This is a genomic window from Chryseobacterium sp. 3008163 (assembly GCF_003669035.1).
Lineage (GTDB): Bacteria > Bacteroidota > Bacteroidia > Flavobacteriales > Weeksellaceae > Chryseobacterium.
In genome coordinates, this window is record NZ_CP033070.1 from 3,120,760 (window position 1) to 3,136,085 (window position 15,326).

The following is a 15,326-nucleotide window of genomic DNA, read 5'->3' on the forward strand; positions in this document are numbered from 1 at the left end:
AAAAAATAAATTGGTTTTTTTATTTTTTGTGGCAAGCACATTCGTGATGTTTATTTAAATATTCAATGGTCGCTTTACAAATTCTTTCAAGCGAATCAATATTAATATCAGACAATTTTTTGACGTAAATACAGGCTTTGCCCATTTTAAATTTCCCAAAATCATCTAATAAATGTATGTTTTCTTCAGTTGGTGAGTAGATGTAGAGTGAAAATTCTGCCTTGCGTGGTGAGAATCCGATGATGGGCATATCACCTTCATGTCCGCTGGCATATTTGTAATGATAACTTCCAAATCCGATAATCGTTGGTCCCCACATTTTCGGTTCAAAACCAGACCATTCGCTCATCAGTTTAATAAGTTCAAAGCTGTCTGCTTTCTTCTGTTCGTTTTCGACGTAAGAATTGATAAAATCTGTGACGCTGACTTCTGTCTCGGTGGTTTTGTTTGCTTTAGCCATGATTTTGAAATTTAATTCGTGTGTTTTTGATTAATCTTCAATGGCTTCAATTCCCTGTTCTTTCAGTTTTTCCAAATGATCTTTCATCATTTTAAGTTGCTCGGGTGAATGCCCCTGCCAATCTTGAACTTCGCCGACAACTTTGAAAGGATGTTGCGAGCGGTAAGATTTCGTAGGATTTCCCGGAAATTTTTTGTCTGTCAGGTTAGGATCATCTTCGATTTCTCCAGTGGGTTCCACAATGTAGATTCTTTCTTTTCCGTTTCCGAAAGCCAATTCTGCACCCCAGGTTGCGGCATCTAAAGTCTCGGAGAGATAGATGTATTTTGATTTTCTTTTTTTGCCGTAATTGGATGCGAAACCGACTTCAATAAGATCGCCGATTTTAAGATTGGCTTTTGTTCCGTGGTAGAATGGACCGTTATCCAGAATCTGCTCGTCTTTTTTGTTTTCCATTGCGGTAGTGTTTTTGAGGTTGGAAGAACTTGTAAACTTAGGAATTTGTTTTTAAATGGGAAAATCGCTTTGGGAATTGAGCAGTTTTGATTTATTTTTTGAGCGCAGAGCCTTAGTCAGCAATAAAACAGTTGAGTTGAAAATATGCAACGTTGAACGTTTTAAATTATTTCAAGAAATTTTCACCAACCTCACAATCTGATATACAGCGTGGTTTTTCAGAGACAAAGATCTCGTAATTTCCGGAATTGCCTGCAAATGAGCTTCACACAGGTAGCCGAATTCAAGTTCTTTGATGACTTTGCAATGCTCTGAGATAATTTTCTTTAATTTTTTATCTGCTTTGTACAATTCTACATACACAAGATATTTGCTGTTGGAATAATCTCGCGGAGTTCCAATGTCTTTGATGTACTTTTCTAAATCTTTATTGGGCATTTTAATCTTTTTAAAAGTTTATGTTATTTTTCTAATCTAATTTTTTTTTCAAATTTATTATTAATGGCAATCAATGCAGATCCGCTTATCAGGAATACAATGAGCATGATTACAATATTGATTAGAACCTGACCAAAACCTAATTTGTCTACATTCAGAAAAGGATAAGGATACCAGCCAACCGCAGAGCCACGAATCAATGAATAGATTAGATAAAAGAGCGGAAAGATAAGCCAGTAAAGGCCGTTCTTCCAGTTGAGTTTACCTTTATCAACCAAAAATAACCAGTACAAAATATACAAAATCGGAATGGCTACATGAAGCATATTGTCTAAAAACAATTGCCATCCGGTCGGTTTCCAGATGCCTCTCAAAACCGTATTGTAGACTACAAATACGATAAAAATGTATAGTGCAACGGCTGTTTTGACAGACAGACCTGAAAAGAATTTTCCCAATTGAGTTTGTGAAAAGAAAACGGAAAATGTGAGGCTGACTGCGATTAAGGAATTGCACAAAATGGTAAAATAGCTGATCACATTGGTAAAGGTATCCGTCGAAATATAAAACTGCAAGACGACGCAAAACCACGCTATTAAAGCAAGTAGTGAAGCCGTAACTTTCTGGATTTTTGTATTGTACATGTTCTAATGATTATTAAATGGTGCATTTCAAATTTAATAATTATTAAATGTTTCTCTTGATTTTAGGGTATCTAATTTTTAAATAATAAATAGTGATAGTGAAGTTTACTCCGCACTTGTAAGATGTTCTGAAATTATTAAGCTTCGCTTAACTTTGATAATCATCGAGGTTGATGCAAAAAGGGTAGTTTTTAAAATAACAATTAAAATTTCTGGAAGCTTATTTTGTAGGTACGGGTAAGATAGTCGCATCAGCATCGGGAATTTGTTTTGATATGATCAAACCGCTCTGGGAGTCGAGCGGTTTGATTTGCTTCTATGAGCCATGTAAAAGAATTTTTCCGCTATTGATAGGGAGATTTTAACATTATAATATATTTTCTTGTAAAATAAAAGTTCACTAATTGATCTAAAGTTAAGTAGCTAAACTTCTATTTTTTTGAAAGCATATTAATTGCATTTTTCTCTTCTGTATTCATTTTTTCTATAGCTGCATCAATTTGTTCAAAAGCTTCTTTCTTTTTTAAAAGTAATTCATCTCTAATTGAGACGAGATTAATGTTTTCTCCTTGATCGCCTTTTATTAATTCTGGATTTATACCATTAGCTTTTAAATCAGAAATACTATTTTCAATTTCTAAAATTGAATTTGAAAATTCATTTTCCATATTCGTTCTAGAGTAGATTAAATCTGTTCGCTGACATTCAAAATTTTTATGGATTGCTTGTGCAAATTCTTCATTTTGTGATTCCAGTAGTTTCTCATTCTCTAAAGAGACTTCTTTTGCACGATCTTCTATTTTTTTTACTTCAGCTGTTATTTTTTTTACTGTTACTGATGGTAAATTGATAGACATATCTTTTTGAACCATTTTTATTTCAGGTATAGCTGTTGTAATATTGGTGGTTTCAACTTTTATTTCAGGAATCTTTGTTTTAATTTCATGTTCTTCCATAGTCACTTCAGGAACTGAAGTTTTTATGTCTTTCCATTTGACAGTGAAACCTCTAAAAACTGGATATTGACCAGTTTTCTTTATAACCATCTTTGTTACTGGCTTTTTGAGTTTTATTGACTTCAATTTCATGGTAACCTGAGGAGTGTCAAATACTAATTTTTTATCTTTCAAGGTAACTTGTGGTATGCTGCATGAAAAGTTTTTTCGAATCATTTTAATTTCAAAATCAGCATTTACTACACCTTCCACATCATTAGGATCAGGGGAATCTTTAGATATATCTTGTGATCTTTTTTCTAAATAGTCAAAATCTTTTTGATACTTGTTAGTAATAATGTCAAATGTTGCCTGATCAAAACTGCATTGAGAATAAACAATGCAATTGATCAATACTGTAATTACAATAAGTAAGTTTTTCATGGTTTTTAGTTTTTATTTTTAGCTTACTCTATTTTCGGTTTTCAGCATCCCCGTTTTTTTTGTAAAATTAAAAAGGACATAAAAATGAATCAATAACACTTTAGGGTAATATTGATGAAGATACATTAACCCTATAATTAGGTATAAAACAAAACAAAACCGCTCAGATAATATGAACGGTTTTTGTTTTTTAGAAAAGGCTACACGAAAGAATTTGTGTAACAGCGGTGGATATGTGCTTTGGGTGTTGTGGCTAATATAAAGTGTATATATATTATAATTTTCAGCAACCGCTTTTTCGGGGTACACGTTTAAATAGTATTTTGCCATCTTTTTCCGCATATTCACATCCTACAATTGGATATGAGTACTTCGGTGCGTGTGCTACATAACGGCTTTTTAAAATTATTTTGTCGTTCACTTTCAGGCCTTGCAACTGCTCAAGTTGAAATTTTTCTGCATCAAATGTTACAATATAATCATCACCATTAATCCTGACCATTACTCCGAAACCTAATCTTGAGCCTGGCGGAAGAGAAAGAGAGGTGACAACTCCCTCCATATTGGTGTAATTTGTAATGCGCTTCCAAATTTTAGCTTCGGCGGCATACACTTTTTTACCTCGGGGAGATGTTTCCCATTCTTTGAACTTTTTACCGGCCGGGGTAGCTTCCCATTTTTTCATTTCGGCATTCTTTTCAGCAGCAGACAGTTGCTTTTGAATCGGCTTCTTACTGGTTTCATTCTTGATTTCACGATTGGCGAATAAGAGTCCACTCACTACAAGCATTGGTAGCATGAGCGCAAAAATTACTTTTTTCATAAGTTTTAATTTTAAATTAAATTTCGATTCTCTTGATAAGTCAGATCTGATAAGACCTACTTTTGTTTTTAATAATCTATCAAAGTTGACTCAACGAAAATACTTTGATATTTTTCAGATCTAAGGATTTGAATTGTAAATAAAATTGTAAACTTTGTAAATAATAACTTGACACTATGCATCTTAGTCAAAATCTCTTCTCAGGAAAGCGAAAATACCTTTTTACAATCATTTTGCTCTCACTGATTTTTGTAGTCTGTGCCGCTTTCAGTACTGAGGATAATGACGACTTTAATTTTGCCAAAAGGGAAGTGTTACTCCGCAGGATAGGGCATGAGTTACTTTTACAGTCGGGCGACCATACATCAAGAGTGCTTCCTGTAAAAAAGATTTCGGAAAATGAATATCAGATCAGCTTCGAGAATGAAATTACTTTTCAACCCGACTCTTTGGTGAATCTTACGAAGCGTGTGTTGGCGAAAGATCCGGTTGCAAGTGATTATATTGTTAACGTTTTAAACTGTGGAAATTCCAGTGTAGCCTATGGATATTCGGTATCTAAAAATAAAAAAGATGATATTATAGCTTGTATAGGAAGAAAACAACCTAAAGCCTGTTACACAATCAACATCAAATTTAAATCAACAGGAATCAACACAACAAAAAGCGTTTATCTTTTGGGCGGATTGTCTTTTTTGGCATTCATCGGTTTTGTTTTTTTGAGATCTAAATCTGTAAAGCCACAAAAAGTTTTACCTGAAAGTCTGCAAACTGATCTATTCACTTTGGGCTCAGTGTTATTTGATTCGAAAAACAGGAAACTCATCGTTGATGAGAAAACCTTAGATCTTACCGCAACGGAAAGCCGTGTATTGCTTATTTTCGCATCGTCTCCCAACGAAATCATCGAGAGAAGCCGACTGCAAAAAGAAATCTGGGAAGATGACGGTGTGATTGTAGGACGAAGTCTGGATATGTTTATCTCAAAACTCAGAAAAAAACTGGAAATCGAACCGAATATAAAAATTGTGGTAATCCGTGGGAAAGGGTATAGGCTGGAAATTGGCGGTTAAGATAAACATTTGGCTTTAATTGTTTTTCAGATGTCACTATCAATAATATTCTGGGTATTCACCAAGTTTGAAAAGGGCTGTAAAGTACTGAAATATAATAAATTGTACTTGATTGTCTCTTCGGAATGGTTGATTGCGTCTTCGGAGTACTTGATTGCCTCTTCGAACTGGTTGATCGGCTCTTCGAAGTGGTTGATTGCCTCTTCTGAATGGTTGATTGTCTCTTCGAACTGGTTAATCGCTTCTTCGAAATGCTTGAACGCCTCAACATAATGCCTGATTGTCTTTACGAAGAAGTTGACAACTTAAACGAATGAGTTGAAAGTTATGTTGAAATGATTGTAGGTCTTATCGAAATGGTTTTTCGTGATTTTTTTTGCTTTTATGACATTTAGGAAAAGACTTTTGTAGCTGTAAAGTCACGGATTACAAATCTGCAGCATCGGGGTTATTTTGCAGAAAGCACTTCTTCGCTAATATCCGCAACCTGAATGCTTTTAATAGATGATTTGGTTGAGGAGGCTGTACTTCCACCCATGATGTATAATTTGTTGTTATATACCTCTGCAGCAGCATGTCGTCTAGGAATCATATTGGATGATAACCGATGTAACGTATTGGTTTCTGTATCAAAATAAGCCAAAAAATTTTGATTGTTATAACCGCCTGCAATAAAAATCTTAGTACCGGATACCGCTAATGAATGACCCGATATCGCAGCGGGTATCGTATATTGTTCAGTCCACTGATTTTTGTTGAGATCATACACATTCACCAGGCGGGATGACGTACCGTTAAAACCTCCAAGGACGTAAAGCTTATCATTCACAATTTTGCCCCTTGCTTCTCTGGCGTTAGGCATATTTGGTAACGGATGCCATGTATCTGAAGCAATGTCATAATATTGGAATCTATCAGAAAATACAGTGGTTGCAGCATTGTTTAGCCCACTGCCTCCGAACGTATATATTTTTCCGTTATGGATGGCAGAACCTGCATTTCCTGTATAGGCACGATTAACAGCTCCCTTCGTTTTTTGATGAGTTTCAAGGTCTACAATTTCAAGATGGCTGTTTCCCCAACCGTTAAAAATATAAATTTTGTTACCGTAAGTCTCCGAATTGGCAAATCTTTTAGGAACCAAACTGGAGTTGATAACACTCCAACGGTTATCTTTAATACTGTATTTTTCAATAATAGTGGCATTACCATCCGAATCTTTATACCCATTGCTCACATAGATATTGTCACCTGCAATGGCACTGGTTACAGCTCCTCTGCGAACAGACATATCCGAAAGATGTTTAAAATTTAAGGTTTGTGCATTGGCAAAGCATAAACCGAAAAGTGAAAGGAGGAATAATTTTGTTTTCAATGGTGCTGAGGTTTGATTTAATTGATTTTCTGTGTAGAAAAATATGTTTTAAATATAGGGAAAAGTCACGGATTGGAAATCCAGAAAGTCAAGTGGACAACGTCATCTTTTTTTTCTTTTTAAAAACTCAAAATCGACTCTTTAATAGTCGGTAATCATCGTAAAAGAGTCGGTTTTTATTCTTAAAGACTCACCATCCCATCTTTCACATTCAGCATCCAGTGTTTTATAATCAAAAAAACCAGTCTTTCATACTCGTTGAAGAGTCTTTTACCACATTGTCGAGTCTTTGAGTCTCAAAAACGAGCCTTCAATACTCGATGATGAGTTTTGAAGGCTCGTTTTTATTATTTTGATAGTGAAATTAGATAATCGAACAATTAAAATGAATTTGCAATGAGTGGTTTATGTTTGTGGGTGTAGTATTTTAATTCGGATTGAACTGAATGTTAAAATACTTTAAATAATCCTCTATTGGCTCCATTCCCATTTCTTTTCTTCTTTCGTTCACAGTTGCAGGATTTTCTAATTTATACAATTTACCATTTTTTATTTGTGAACCATATATTTGAGGTTTTCCTTCGTCCATTAAAATCCTATCTTTCATCAATGCGTACTGTCCTTTAGATAAGTCTCCATTTTTAACCGCTTTCTCTATTTGTGGAAAATACTTTTTTCTGATTTCTTCAGTACTGTGTTGAAGTCCCAACCAGATTGCATCCATTTGTTTTTGATCCACCTCTTTTAATGTTGGCATACCGCACTTTTCAATAATGCTGATTACTAATTCTTGATTCCTGTGATCTTCTTTAGCGTATTTGATGGGTTCATTTGCTTTTCTAATCCTTTGGTCACTTTCGAAAACTTCGCTCAGGATTTGACGTTTTTTGCTACAATCGACTTCAATAATATCTACTGAACCTACATAGACAAATTTATCCTTATTCATATAAAGGAATATTGATATTATTAAAACAAGAGCGGTTAATATGCTGAATAATATTTTTTTATTTTCATTTCTATTTTTGGTTTATATTACACATAACGGTTTTGCAGATTTGCGATGGGCGGGTTTAATTGATTTCTGTGTATAAAAATATGTTTTAAATATAGGGAAAAGTCATGGATTGGAAATCTGGGACTCGGGATTGTGTCTTTTATTTATTGAGCAAAGTCAGGAGACTTTGCGCAGCGGGAGAAAAGTTGCTGATTGCGAATTCTAGATGTTGAGGTTTTTTTGAAATGAAAAACTGCTCTTGAAATTGAGCGGTTTTTATATTTATTGATATGAGCGAGATGCTCGCACGGCCAAGAGATTAATATTAAAGTAAAGTCACGGATTTCAAATCCGCGACATCAGGGTTTATTTTAAAGAATCTATTGTACCATTTAAGTAGGTTCTAATTTCTTTTTGTAGGTCATGATTAAATAAATGAGCAAATGAATGATTATTATATTCTAATACCCAATCCACTCTAGATAATAGCTCAAGCCAATGGTTTTTATATGAGATATTATATTCATCAAATTCAGAAATAATTTGCGTATTTAGGAAAAATTCAAATTCTTTATAATATTCTTTTGCTCCTTCAAATGGTAAGCCATAATATAAAAATTCAAAAAAATTAGTAAATAAACTAAAACAATATGTATGTAAAAATGAAAGATTAACTATATACTCTCTATTATTTATTGGATTATTAATAAATTCTTCTGAATAAGGGCTTATATATTCATCATTAATCTTTACTTTTAAATTATTAGTACCTATCAACAATAAGTTTTCATATGATTGAGGATAATTTCCAGTAAAAAAAATACTAGTTGTCCCTAATAAATAATTTACAAAACTATTATCTAAACTGCTTATTATATCCTTTTGTACATTCAAAAGTTGATTCTTTATGTTATTCATTGTTTTAATTTGTTTTTTAGAATTTATATGGTTATCGTTTATTTAATTTTTGAATTAATATCATTAAGTTTTTTGGCAAACTCTAATTTTCTTAATTCCTGATTTCTTTTATCTACAGCTTCATCTAATGAAAAAAATATTATTGCTTGAACTATTGGCAAATATTCTTGGCATTCGGCTTCTTCCAATTCATGAACTCCCTTACTTAAGGTTGAGTAAATATGTGCATTATCATTAAAATAATTTGGCAAAAATTCTTTTACATAACTCAGCTTATCTTCCATTCTTAACTTTCTAAATTCTTCTTCAGATATTTTTTCTTGAATTTCAGACTCATTGAAGTTTTTCAAAATAATACCTTCGAAAATTCTTCTATAATATAAGAATGATGCGATTGCGTAGCCATAGGATTCTAATTGTGATGCTTTTGCTAATTCTTTCAACTGAACATTATCAAGAATTTTTTTATATTTATTAAACTTATCAATTACAGTATCATATTTTGAAGGATATTCTGCAACTTTTACAAGCTGATCATTTTCTAAATAAAATCCAAAAAGTATTTGATGTTCTGGATTTGCACTACATCTAAATGTTTTAAATAAACTAGGCTTATTTTTAATTGTTTTACCTCCGAAATGTGGGTTTACATTATATGCAGAATCATAAAGACCTTTATCAGGCGCAAATATTCTTTGAGATTCACATTCCGTACAATAATGATCAAATCTTCCATTATAGCTTGATATTAAATAATCCAAATCATAATCAGATAAAATGCCATTTTCGTCCTCTAATTCGACTTTGTTGTTCCATTTAGAATAAAGAGGGGAATCAGTAATAATTTTTTTTATATCCATAATTTTGTGAAATATAGTTGTCGTTGAAAATAAGTTGATTTTAAATTTGTATATTATAATTAATTAACAATCGTTTAAAAAAACCGCTCAGAAAAATCTGAACGGTTTTAATTTTATATTGTCTCGGTGACACGCCGTGTTACATCATTCCCGGCATTCCACCTCCCATTGGCATAGCAGGTTCTGCGCTCTTAATTTCAGTGATAACACACTCTGTTGTTAATAGCATTCCAGAAACAGAAGCTGCGTTTTCAAGGGCAACTCTTGTTACTTTCGTAGGGTCGATGATTCCTGCTTCAAGCATGTTTACATACTCGTCAGTTTTAGCGTTGTATCCGAAGTCTCCGCTGCCTTCAGCAACTTTAGCTACGATTACAGAACCTTCACCTCCTGCGTTAGCAACGATTTGTCTCAATGGCTCTTCGATCGCTCTTTTCACGATTTTGATCCCTGTAGTTTCGTCAGCATTGATTCCTTCAAGATTTTCTAAAGCAGAGATCGCTCTTACAAAAGCAACACCACCACCTGCAACGATACCTTCTTCAACTGCTGCTCTCGTAGCGTTCAATGCATCGTCAACTCTGTCTTTTTTCTCTTTCATTTCAACTTCAGAAGCTGCACCTACGTAAAGTACGGCAACACCACCGGCTAATTTAGCCAATCTCTCCTGTAGTTTTTCTCTGTCGTAGTCAGAAGTAGTCGTTTCCATCTGAGCTTTGATCTGGTTTACTCTTCCTTTGATCTTGCTTTCTTCACCACCACCGTTTACGATTGTTGTGTTGTCTTTGTCGATCGATACTTTTTCAGCAGTTCCCAACATATCAAGAGATACGTTTTCCATTGTGAAACCTTGCTCTTCAGAAATAACCTGTCCGCCAGTTAAGATTGCGATATCTTCCAACATTGCTTTTCTTCTGTCACCAAATCCAGGAGCTTTTACAGCAGCAATTTTAAGAGAACCTCTTAATTTGTTCACTACCAAAGTTGCCAAAGCTTCACCTTCAACTTCTTCAGAAATAATCAATAGAGATTTTCCGCTTTGTGCAATTGGTTCAAGAACAGGAAGCAATTCTTTCATTGAAGAGATTTTTTTCTCAACTAAAAGAATGTAAGGATTTTCCAATTCAACCGTCATTTTCTCAGGGTTCGTCACGAAATATGGAGACTGGTATCCTCTGTCAAACTGCATACCTTCTACAACATCTACCGTTGTATCGATACCTTTTGCTTCTTCTACAGTGATTACACCTTCTTTACCAACTTTTCCGAAAGCTTCAGCGATCAAAGATCCGATTGTTTCGTCATTGTTTGCAGAAACCGAAGCTACCTGCTTCACCATTTCTGTAGAGTCTCCAACTTGCTTAGACTGCTCTTTAAGGTTAGCAACAACAGCAGTTACTGCTTTGTCGATTCCTCTTTTCAAGTCCATTGGGTTTGCACCTGCAGCTACGTTTTTAAGACCTTCTCTTACGATAGCCTGTGCCAAAACAGTAGCGGTAGTAGTACCATCTCCTGCAATATCATTAGTTTTGGAAGCAACTTCTTTTACCATTTGCGCTCCCATATTTTCTACTCTGTCTTCAAGTTCGATTTCTTTTGCTACAGAAACACCATCTTTAGTAACGTGAGGTGCACCGAATGATTTTTCGATTACTACGTTTCTACCTTTTGGTCCTAAAGTTACTTTTACTGCGTTAGCCAATGCATCGACTCCTCTTTTTAGAGCGTCTCTTGACTCGATATCGAATTTTATTTCTTTTGCCATTTTGATTTGATATTAGATGTTAAATGTCAGAAGTTAGACATGTAACACTTGTTTTAATTTGAATTTAATTTGAATAGTCTGAAATCTGATGTTTTGTATCTGGAATCTTATCCAATTACACCCAATAAATCTCCTTCTTTTACAATTAAGAAATCTTTTCCGTCTAATTTTAATTCAGAACCTGAATATTTTCCATAAAGAACTTTGTCACCTACTTTTACAGTTGTAGGCTCATCTACTTTACCAGGACCTACTGCTACCACTGTACCTTCTTGTGGTTTTTCTTTAGCTGTGTCTGGGATAATAATACCTGAAGCTGTTTTAGTTTCTGCAGCGATTGGCTCGATAAGCACTCTGTCTGCTAAGGGTTTAAAGTTTACTGACATAATATTTTTATTTTTAATTATTTCTGTGTTGAAATTCTCTAAATCTATGCCAACGGTCTTGAAGGAGATTTTTGGCAGGTTTTTTTTGAAGATGTGAAATTTTGGCAGAAAAATTTCGATCCTTTTTTTGAAAATTGTAAGAATCGTCTGATGGTAAAATATCAATATAGGGTAAGGCGTAATTCAGGTGAATCAAGATTGATTATTTTGACCATTAGAGGGACTTGAAATTTTTAGAATAATAAGTTTTATTTCTGTTTTAAACTGACCTGCTTAAGGAAATCCATGGATTTTCTCTTAATCGCTAAATTCTTCTTAAAGGGGTGAAAATATTTTAAAATTCTATGTGTCCAATATTAAATATCATAATCACAGACTCTTAATTTTTTTGATGTTGATTGAGCTTCGAGATTACCGCACCGGAAACCGCAATGCCAATAAAATTGGTAACAGATCTTGCTTCATTCATAAAGCGGTCTACGCTGTAGAGCAAGGCGATATCAGTCAAAGGGATTTTTCCGAATCTGTTTAATGTGAAAATAAGTGCCAAAAATCCTGATCCGGGAACTCCTGAAGCAGTTTTAGAGGTAATGGAAATGATGATAAAAAGCCAAATGTAATCATTAATGCTTAAAGAAATGTTATAAAACTGTATAAGGAAACAACAGGCTACAGAAAGATAAATACAAGCCCCAGCTAGATTAAAATTATATCCCAACGGAATAATAAATCTTAAAATTTTTCTACTATATCCTTCGCTTTCCATTTTTTCAAAAATGATGGGAAAGGCTGTTTTTGAAGAAGAGGTTGTAATCACTAAAATAATTTCTTCTTTGATGTTGAGAAGAAATTTCCAAAGATTAAATTTAAATAGATAAGAAACAAACCCCAACACTCCGAAAATAAAAACAATATCCGCAAGATATACGGTGGCCACGACTTTGCTGAGCGGTAAAAGAGTATTGATGCCATACATTGAAATCCCAAAAGCGATATTACAGAAAATAATAATCGGAAGTATGATATATAAATATTTGATAACAGTGTAGAAAGCCCCCAATCCATAATCCAATACTTTTATAAAACGTTCTCTTCCTTTAGACAGATTTAAGGAGACACCGATAATAATCGACACAATAAGAAAAATGACATGTCGGTTAAGATAAAGAACGGAAGTGATAGAATTATCATTAATTGCAAACGTTTTGGGAAGAAAGGTATTTATTTTACTGCTGTCGATGCCAGTGTTGGCTCCCGGTTGTACGGCGAAACCAAAAATAAACCCTAATATAATGGCTAAAGAAGTTGTCAAAATAAAATAGAGTCCGGTTTGCCAGATAAGTCTGTCTGCATTTTTAATTTCCGCTAAATGACAGATCCCATAAATAATAGCCATGAAAATAATCGGCAGAATGAGTGTTTCCAGCACCATAAAAAAATACTGACTTACCACGCCAAGTTTAATGCTTACCTCAGGGAAGTAATATCCCATAAGCACTCCCCCGATAATGCCAGCAAATACATAAAGGGTAAGATTCCTTAAGTATTTGCCTGTAAATGTCTTTTTTGTATGGAAAAGGTTCATTTCAAAAACTATTTGTCTCTACAAAAATATAATTATATTCTCACCAGAATAAAGGTGTTTTTAATTAATATTAAATAATCCCAAGAATCAGCGCAGCCAATAACATCACAACAGAGGATCCGAGAGCCCATTTTAAAGTATATTTTAAATGATCTGAAAATTCTACGCCTGCAAGAGAAACCAATAAATACGTTGAAGGAACAAGTGGACTTAAAAGGTGGGAAGCCTGCCCAACAAGACTTGCTCTTCCCAATACGTCAGGCGGAATTCCCAATTGATGTCCGGTTGCTGTGATAATCGGAAGAATTCCGAAATAGTAAGCATCATTGGTAAGGAAAAAGGTAAGCGGAACACTAAATACGGCTGTAATGATATTCAGAGATCCACCCCAGCTTTTGGGGATTATTTCTATCATGCTGTTTCCCATCGCCTGCATAATGCCGGAGCCATTGAGAATTCCCGTGAAAATTCCTGCACCAAAAATCATTCCTGCAACCGATAAAGCATTTCCTGCATGTTTAGACATAATCTTTTGCTGGTCTTTTAATTTTGGATAATTGATAATAGATGCAATACAAAAGGCGATCATAAAGGCAATTCCCAAAGGAACCACATCCAGAATCATCACGACCAAAAGCGCAATTGTAAGAGTCAGGTTGATGAGGATTAATTTCGGACGTCTAAGCTTAAGATCTACTTCACCGATTATATCATTAGTATTATAGTTGGTATATTTTCCATGTTTGGCAATTCTTATTTTCTCTCTCCTGCCTAAGATATAAGCAACAAATATCACCCACGCGATACCTATAGCCATAATAGGGATCATGGGAACAAATATTTCTGTGTGCCCAAGCTTCAGAGAGCTCATTACTCTTGCGGTAGGCCCGCCCCAAGGGAGAATATTCATAATTCCGCCTGCTAACATAATAATACAGGTTAGGATTAAAGGATTCAATCCTTGCTTTTTATAAAGTGGCAACATGGCAGCAACGACAATTAAATAAGTGGAAGATCCGTCTCCATCCAGAGAAACGAGCGTTGTAAGGATGGCTGTTCCGATGGTCGTTTTTATAGGATTATCTCCAACGGCTTTTAGAATCATATTCACCAACGGTTCAAATAATCCTGTGTCAATCATTAAACTGAAGTAAAGAATAGCAAAAATTAACATCACTCCGGTAAGAGCTATTTCTTTAACCCCGTTTTTCATCATATCTCCGAGTTCAGGGCCGAAGCCTGCAAAAAGAGCGATGGCTACAGGGACGATAACCAAAGCTGTAAGCGGGGTCATTTTTTTGTTCATAATGAGCACCATAAAGATGATGATCATTAAAAATCCAAGGAATGTAAGCATAACTAAATGTATTTTGGGTTATCTGTTTTTTTCTTTTTTGCGCCAGTCGAAGCTGTTTCTAAATCCGATATATCCGTAATTACTTGTAGATCCGGTTTCGAGTTGGTTGATAAACGCAACTTCTATCGCTGAGTTTTTTCCTGTTTTTATGCCGATTCCTGCGGTTAAACGGTTGCTGTCGAACGGATCTTCTTTCACCACATTCATTCTGATCTCATTTTTCAGAATTCCGTAGAATTTTTCTTTTTCTCCGGCTTTGTTAAATGGAATTCTCAGGGAAATCAGGTAACGAAGCCTTACAATGAATTCGTCCGGATTACTGATGAAACGTTCTTCTACACGGAAACGGTGAGATATGGATGTTCTTCCAATATTACCTCCTAAACTCACCTGTTGAAAAGGTCGTTTTTCATATCTTTCCTTTTTACTGTTATCAGATTTATAAGAGTCCAAAACAAGGAACATAAATCCTGCCGCGGGTTTTACATCATTGGCAATCTCATAATCTACATAGGCTGAGACCAAGAAAAGTCTTGTGTCATAAGCCAAATCAAAAGAGCGGTATTGAGAAAGTGCAGTTAACGTACTTTTGTCTGTTAATCTTGCAGACATAAGATACTGAAACCACATGTTGTAATTATCACGGCTTTGCGCGTTTGCTGAGGTGCAGAAACATATCAGTAAAATGATAGTTAATTTTAATTTAATCTTCATGTAATATTTAATTAATATCTGTATTCCCAAATATATCCAGAAGGAGAAATCGCGGATTAATTTTTCAATCAATGACCTATTTTATCAGTAAACTAC

At 34.5% G+C, this 15,326-nt stretch carries 16 protein-coding genes; 1 reads left to right on the top strand and 15 read right to left on the bottom strand.

From position 1 onward, the window contains the following. Positions 1 to 19 precede the first annotated feature (19 nt). The 6 genes from EAG08_RS14275 to EAG08_RS14300 all read right to left on the bottom strand — a co-directional run bounded on the left by EAG08_RS14275 (position 20) and on the right by EAG08_RS14300 (position 4,200). Positions 20 to 460: a DUF1801 domain-containing protein gene (locus EAG08_RS14275; RefSeq protein ID WP_129536019.1), complete on the bottom strand. Its 441-nt coding sequence runs from the start codon at positions 458 to 460 to the stop codon at positions 20 to 22. Between the two features lie 30 nt (positions 461 to 490). Further along, on the bottom strand, positions 491 to 916 hold the full coding sequence (gene arr / locus EAG08_RS14280; RefSeq protein ID WP_129536020.1) for an NAD(+)--rifampin ADP-ribosyltransferase: 426 nt from the start codon (positions 914 to 916) through the stop codon (positions 491 to 493). Positions 917 to 1,087: 171 nt separating this feature from the next. Then, positions 1,088 to 1,354, bottom strand: a complete 267-nt coding sequence (locus EAG08_RS14285) for a hypothetical protein (protein WP_129536021.1) — start codon at positions 1,352 to 1,354, stop codon at positions 1,088 to 1,090. A 23-nt stretch (positions 1,355 to 1,377) separates the two neighbouring features. Beyond that, positions 1,378 to 1,998: a Pr6Pr family membrane protein gene (locus EAG08_RS14290; protein ID WP_129536022.1), complete on the bottom strand. Its 621-nt coding sequence runs from the start codon at positions 1,996 to 1,998 to the stop codon at positions 1,378 to 1,380. Between the two features lie 431 nt (positions 1,999 to 2,429). Then, entirely contained in the window at positions 2,430 to 3,377 is a 948-nt protein-coding gene (locus tag EAG08_RS14295) for a hypothetical protein (RefSeq protein WP_129536023.1), read from the bottom strand. 283 nt (positions 3,378 to 3,660) lie between these two features. After that, positions 3,661 to 4,200, bottom strand: a complete 540-nt coding sequence (locus tag EAG08_RS14300; RefSeq protein WP_129536024.1) for a hypothetical protein — start codon at positions 4,198 to 4,200, stop codon at positions 3,661 to 3,663. A 233-nt stretch (positions 4,201 to 4,433) separates the two neighbouring features. On the opposite strand from EAG08_RS14300, the gene EAG08_RS14305 reads away from it, so the two are divergent. Then, positions 4,434 to 5,273 carry a winged helix family transcriptional regulator gene (locus EAG08_RS14305; protein WP_228446583.1) on the top strand — a complete coding sequence of 280 codons (840 nt, stop codon included), beginning with the start codon at positions 4,434 to 4,436 and terminating at the stop codon, positions 5,271 to 5,273. 448 nt (positions 5,274 to 5,721) lie between these two features. Here EAG08_RS14305 and EAG08_RS14310 read toward each other — a convergent pair whose 3' ends face one another. The 9 genes from EAG08_RS14310 to EAG08_RS14350 all read right to left on the bottom strand — a co-directional run bounded on the left by EAG08_RS14310 (position 5,722) and on the right by EAG08_RS14350 (position 15,230). Beyond that, positions 5,722 to 6,648 carry a Kelch repeat-containing protein gene (locus tag EAG08_RS14310; RefSeq protein WP_129536026.1) on the bottom strand — a complete coding sequence of 309 codons (927 nt, stop codon included), beginning with the start codon at positions 6,646 to 6,648 and terminating at the stop codon, positions 5,722 to 5,724. 427 nt (positions 6,649 to 7,075) lie between these two features. Then, positions 7,076 to 7,597, bottom strand: a complete 522-nt coding sequence (locus EAG08_RS14315; protein WP_129536027.1) for a DUF6624 domain-containing protein — start codon at positions 7,595 to 7,597, stop codon at positions 7,076 to 7,078. Positions 7,598 to 8,011: 414 nt separating this feature from the next. Beyond that, on the bottom strand, positions 8,012 to 8,563 hold the full coding sequence (locus tag EAG08_RS14320; RefSeq protein WP_129536028.1) for a hypothetical protein: 552 nt from the start codon (positions 8,561 to 8,563) through the stop codon (positions 8,012 to 8,014). Between the two features lie 38 nt (positions 8,564 to 8,601). Then, a complete protein-coding gene (locus EAG08_RS14325) occupies positions 8,602 to 9,423 on the bottom strand; it encodes a hypothetical protein (protein ID WP_129536029.1) in 822 nt (273 codons plus the stop codon). 139 nt (positions 9,424 to 9,562) lie between these two features. Then, complete coding sequence (gene groL, locus EAG08_RS14330) at positions 9,563 to 11,188, bottom strand: chaperonin GroEL (RefSeq protein ID WP_129536030.1); 1,626 nt, start codon at positions 11,186 to 11,188, stop codon at positions 9,563 to 9,565. Positions 11,189 to 11,295: 107 nt separating this feature from the next. Continuing rightward, the gene (gene groES, locus EAG08_RS14335; protein WP_047444781.1) at positions 11,296 to 11,574 is read right to left on the bottom strand and encodes a co-chaperone GroES; all 279 of its coding nucleotides are present in this window, start codon (positions 11,572 to 11,574) and stop codon (positions 11,296 to 11,298) included. A 379-nt stretch (positions 11,575 to 11,953) separates the two neighbouring features. Further along, the gene (locus EAG08_RS14340; RefSeq protein ID WP_129536031.1) at positions 11,954 to 13,159 is read right to left on the bottom strand and encodes a cation:dicarboxylate symporter family transporter; all 1,206 of its coding nucleotides are present in this window, start codon (positions 13,157 to 13,159) and stop codon (positions 11,954 to 11,956) included. A gap of 70 nt (positions 13,160 to 13,229) precedes the next feature. Continuing rightward, the gene (locus EAG08_RS14345) at positions 13,230 to 14,516 is read right to left on the bottom strand and encodes a CitMHS family transporter (RefSeq protein WP_129536032.1); all 1,287 of its coding nucleotides are present in this window, start codon (positions 14,514 to 14,516) and stop codon (positions 13,230 to 13,232) included. Between the two features lie 18 nt (positions 14,517 to 14,534). Next, positions 14,535 to 15,230: a DUF2490 domain-containing protein gene (locus tag EAG08_RS14350; RefSeq protein WP_129536033.1), complete on the bottom strand. Its 696-nt coding sequence runs from the start codon at positions 15,228 to 15,230 to the stop codon at positions 14,535 to 14,537. Positions 15,231 to 15,326 lie beyond the last annotated feature (96 nt).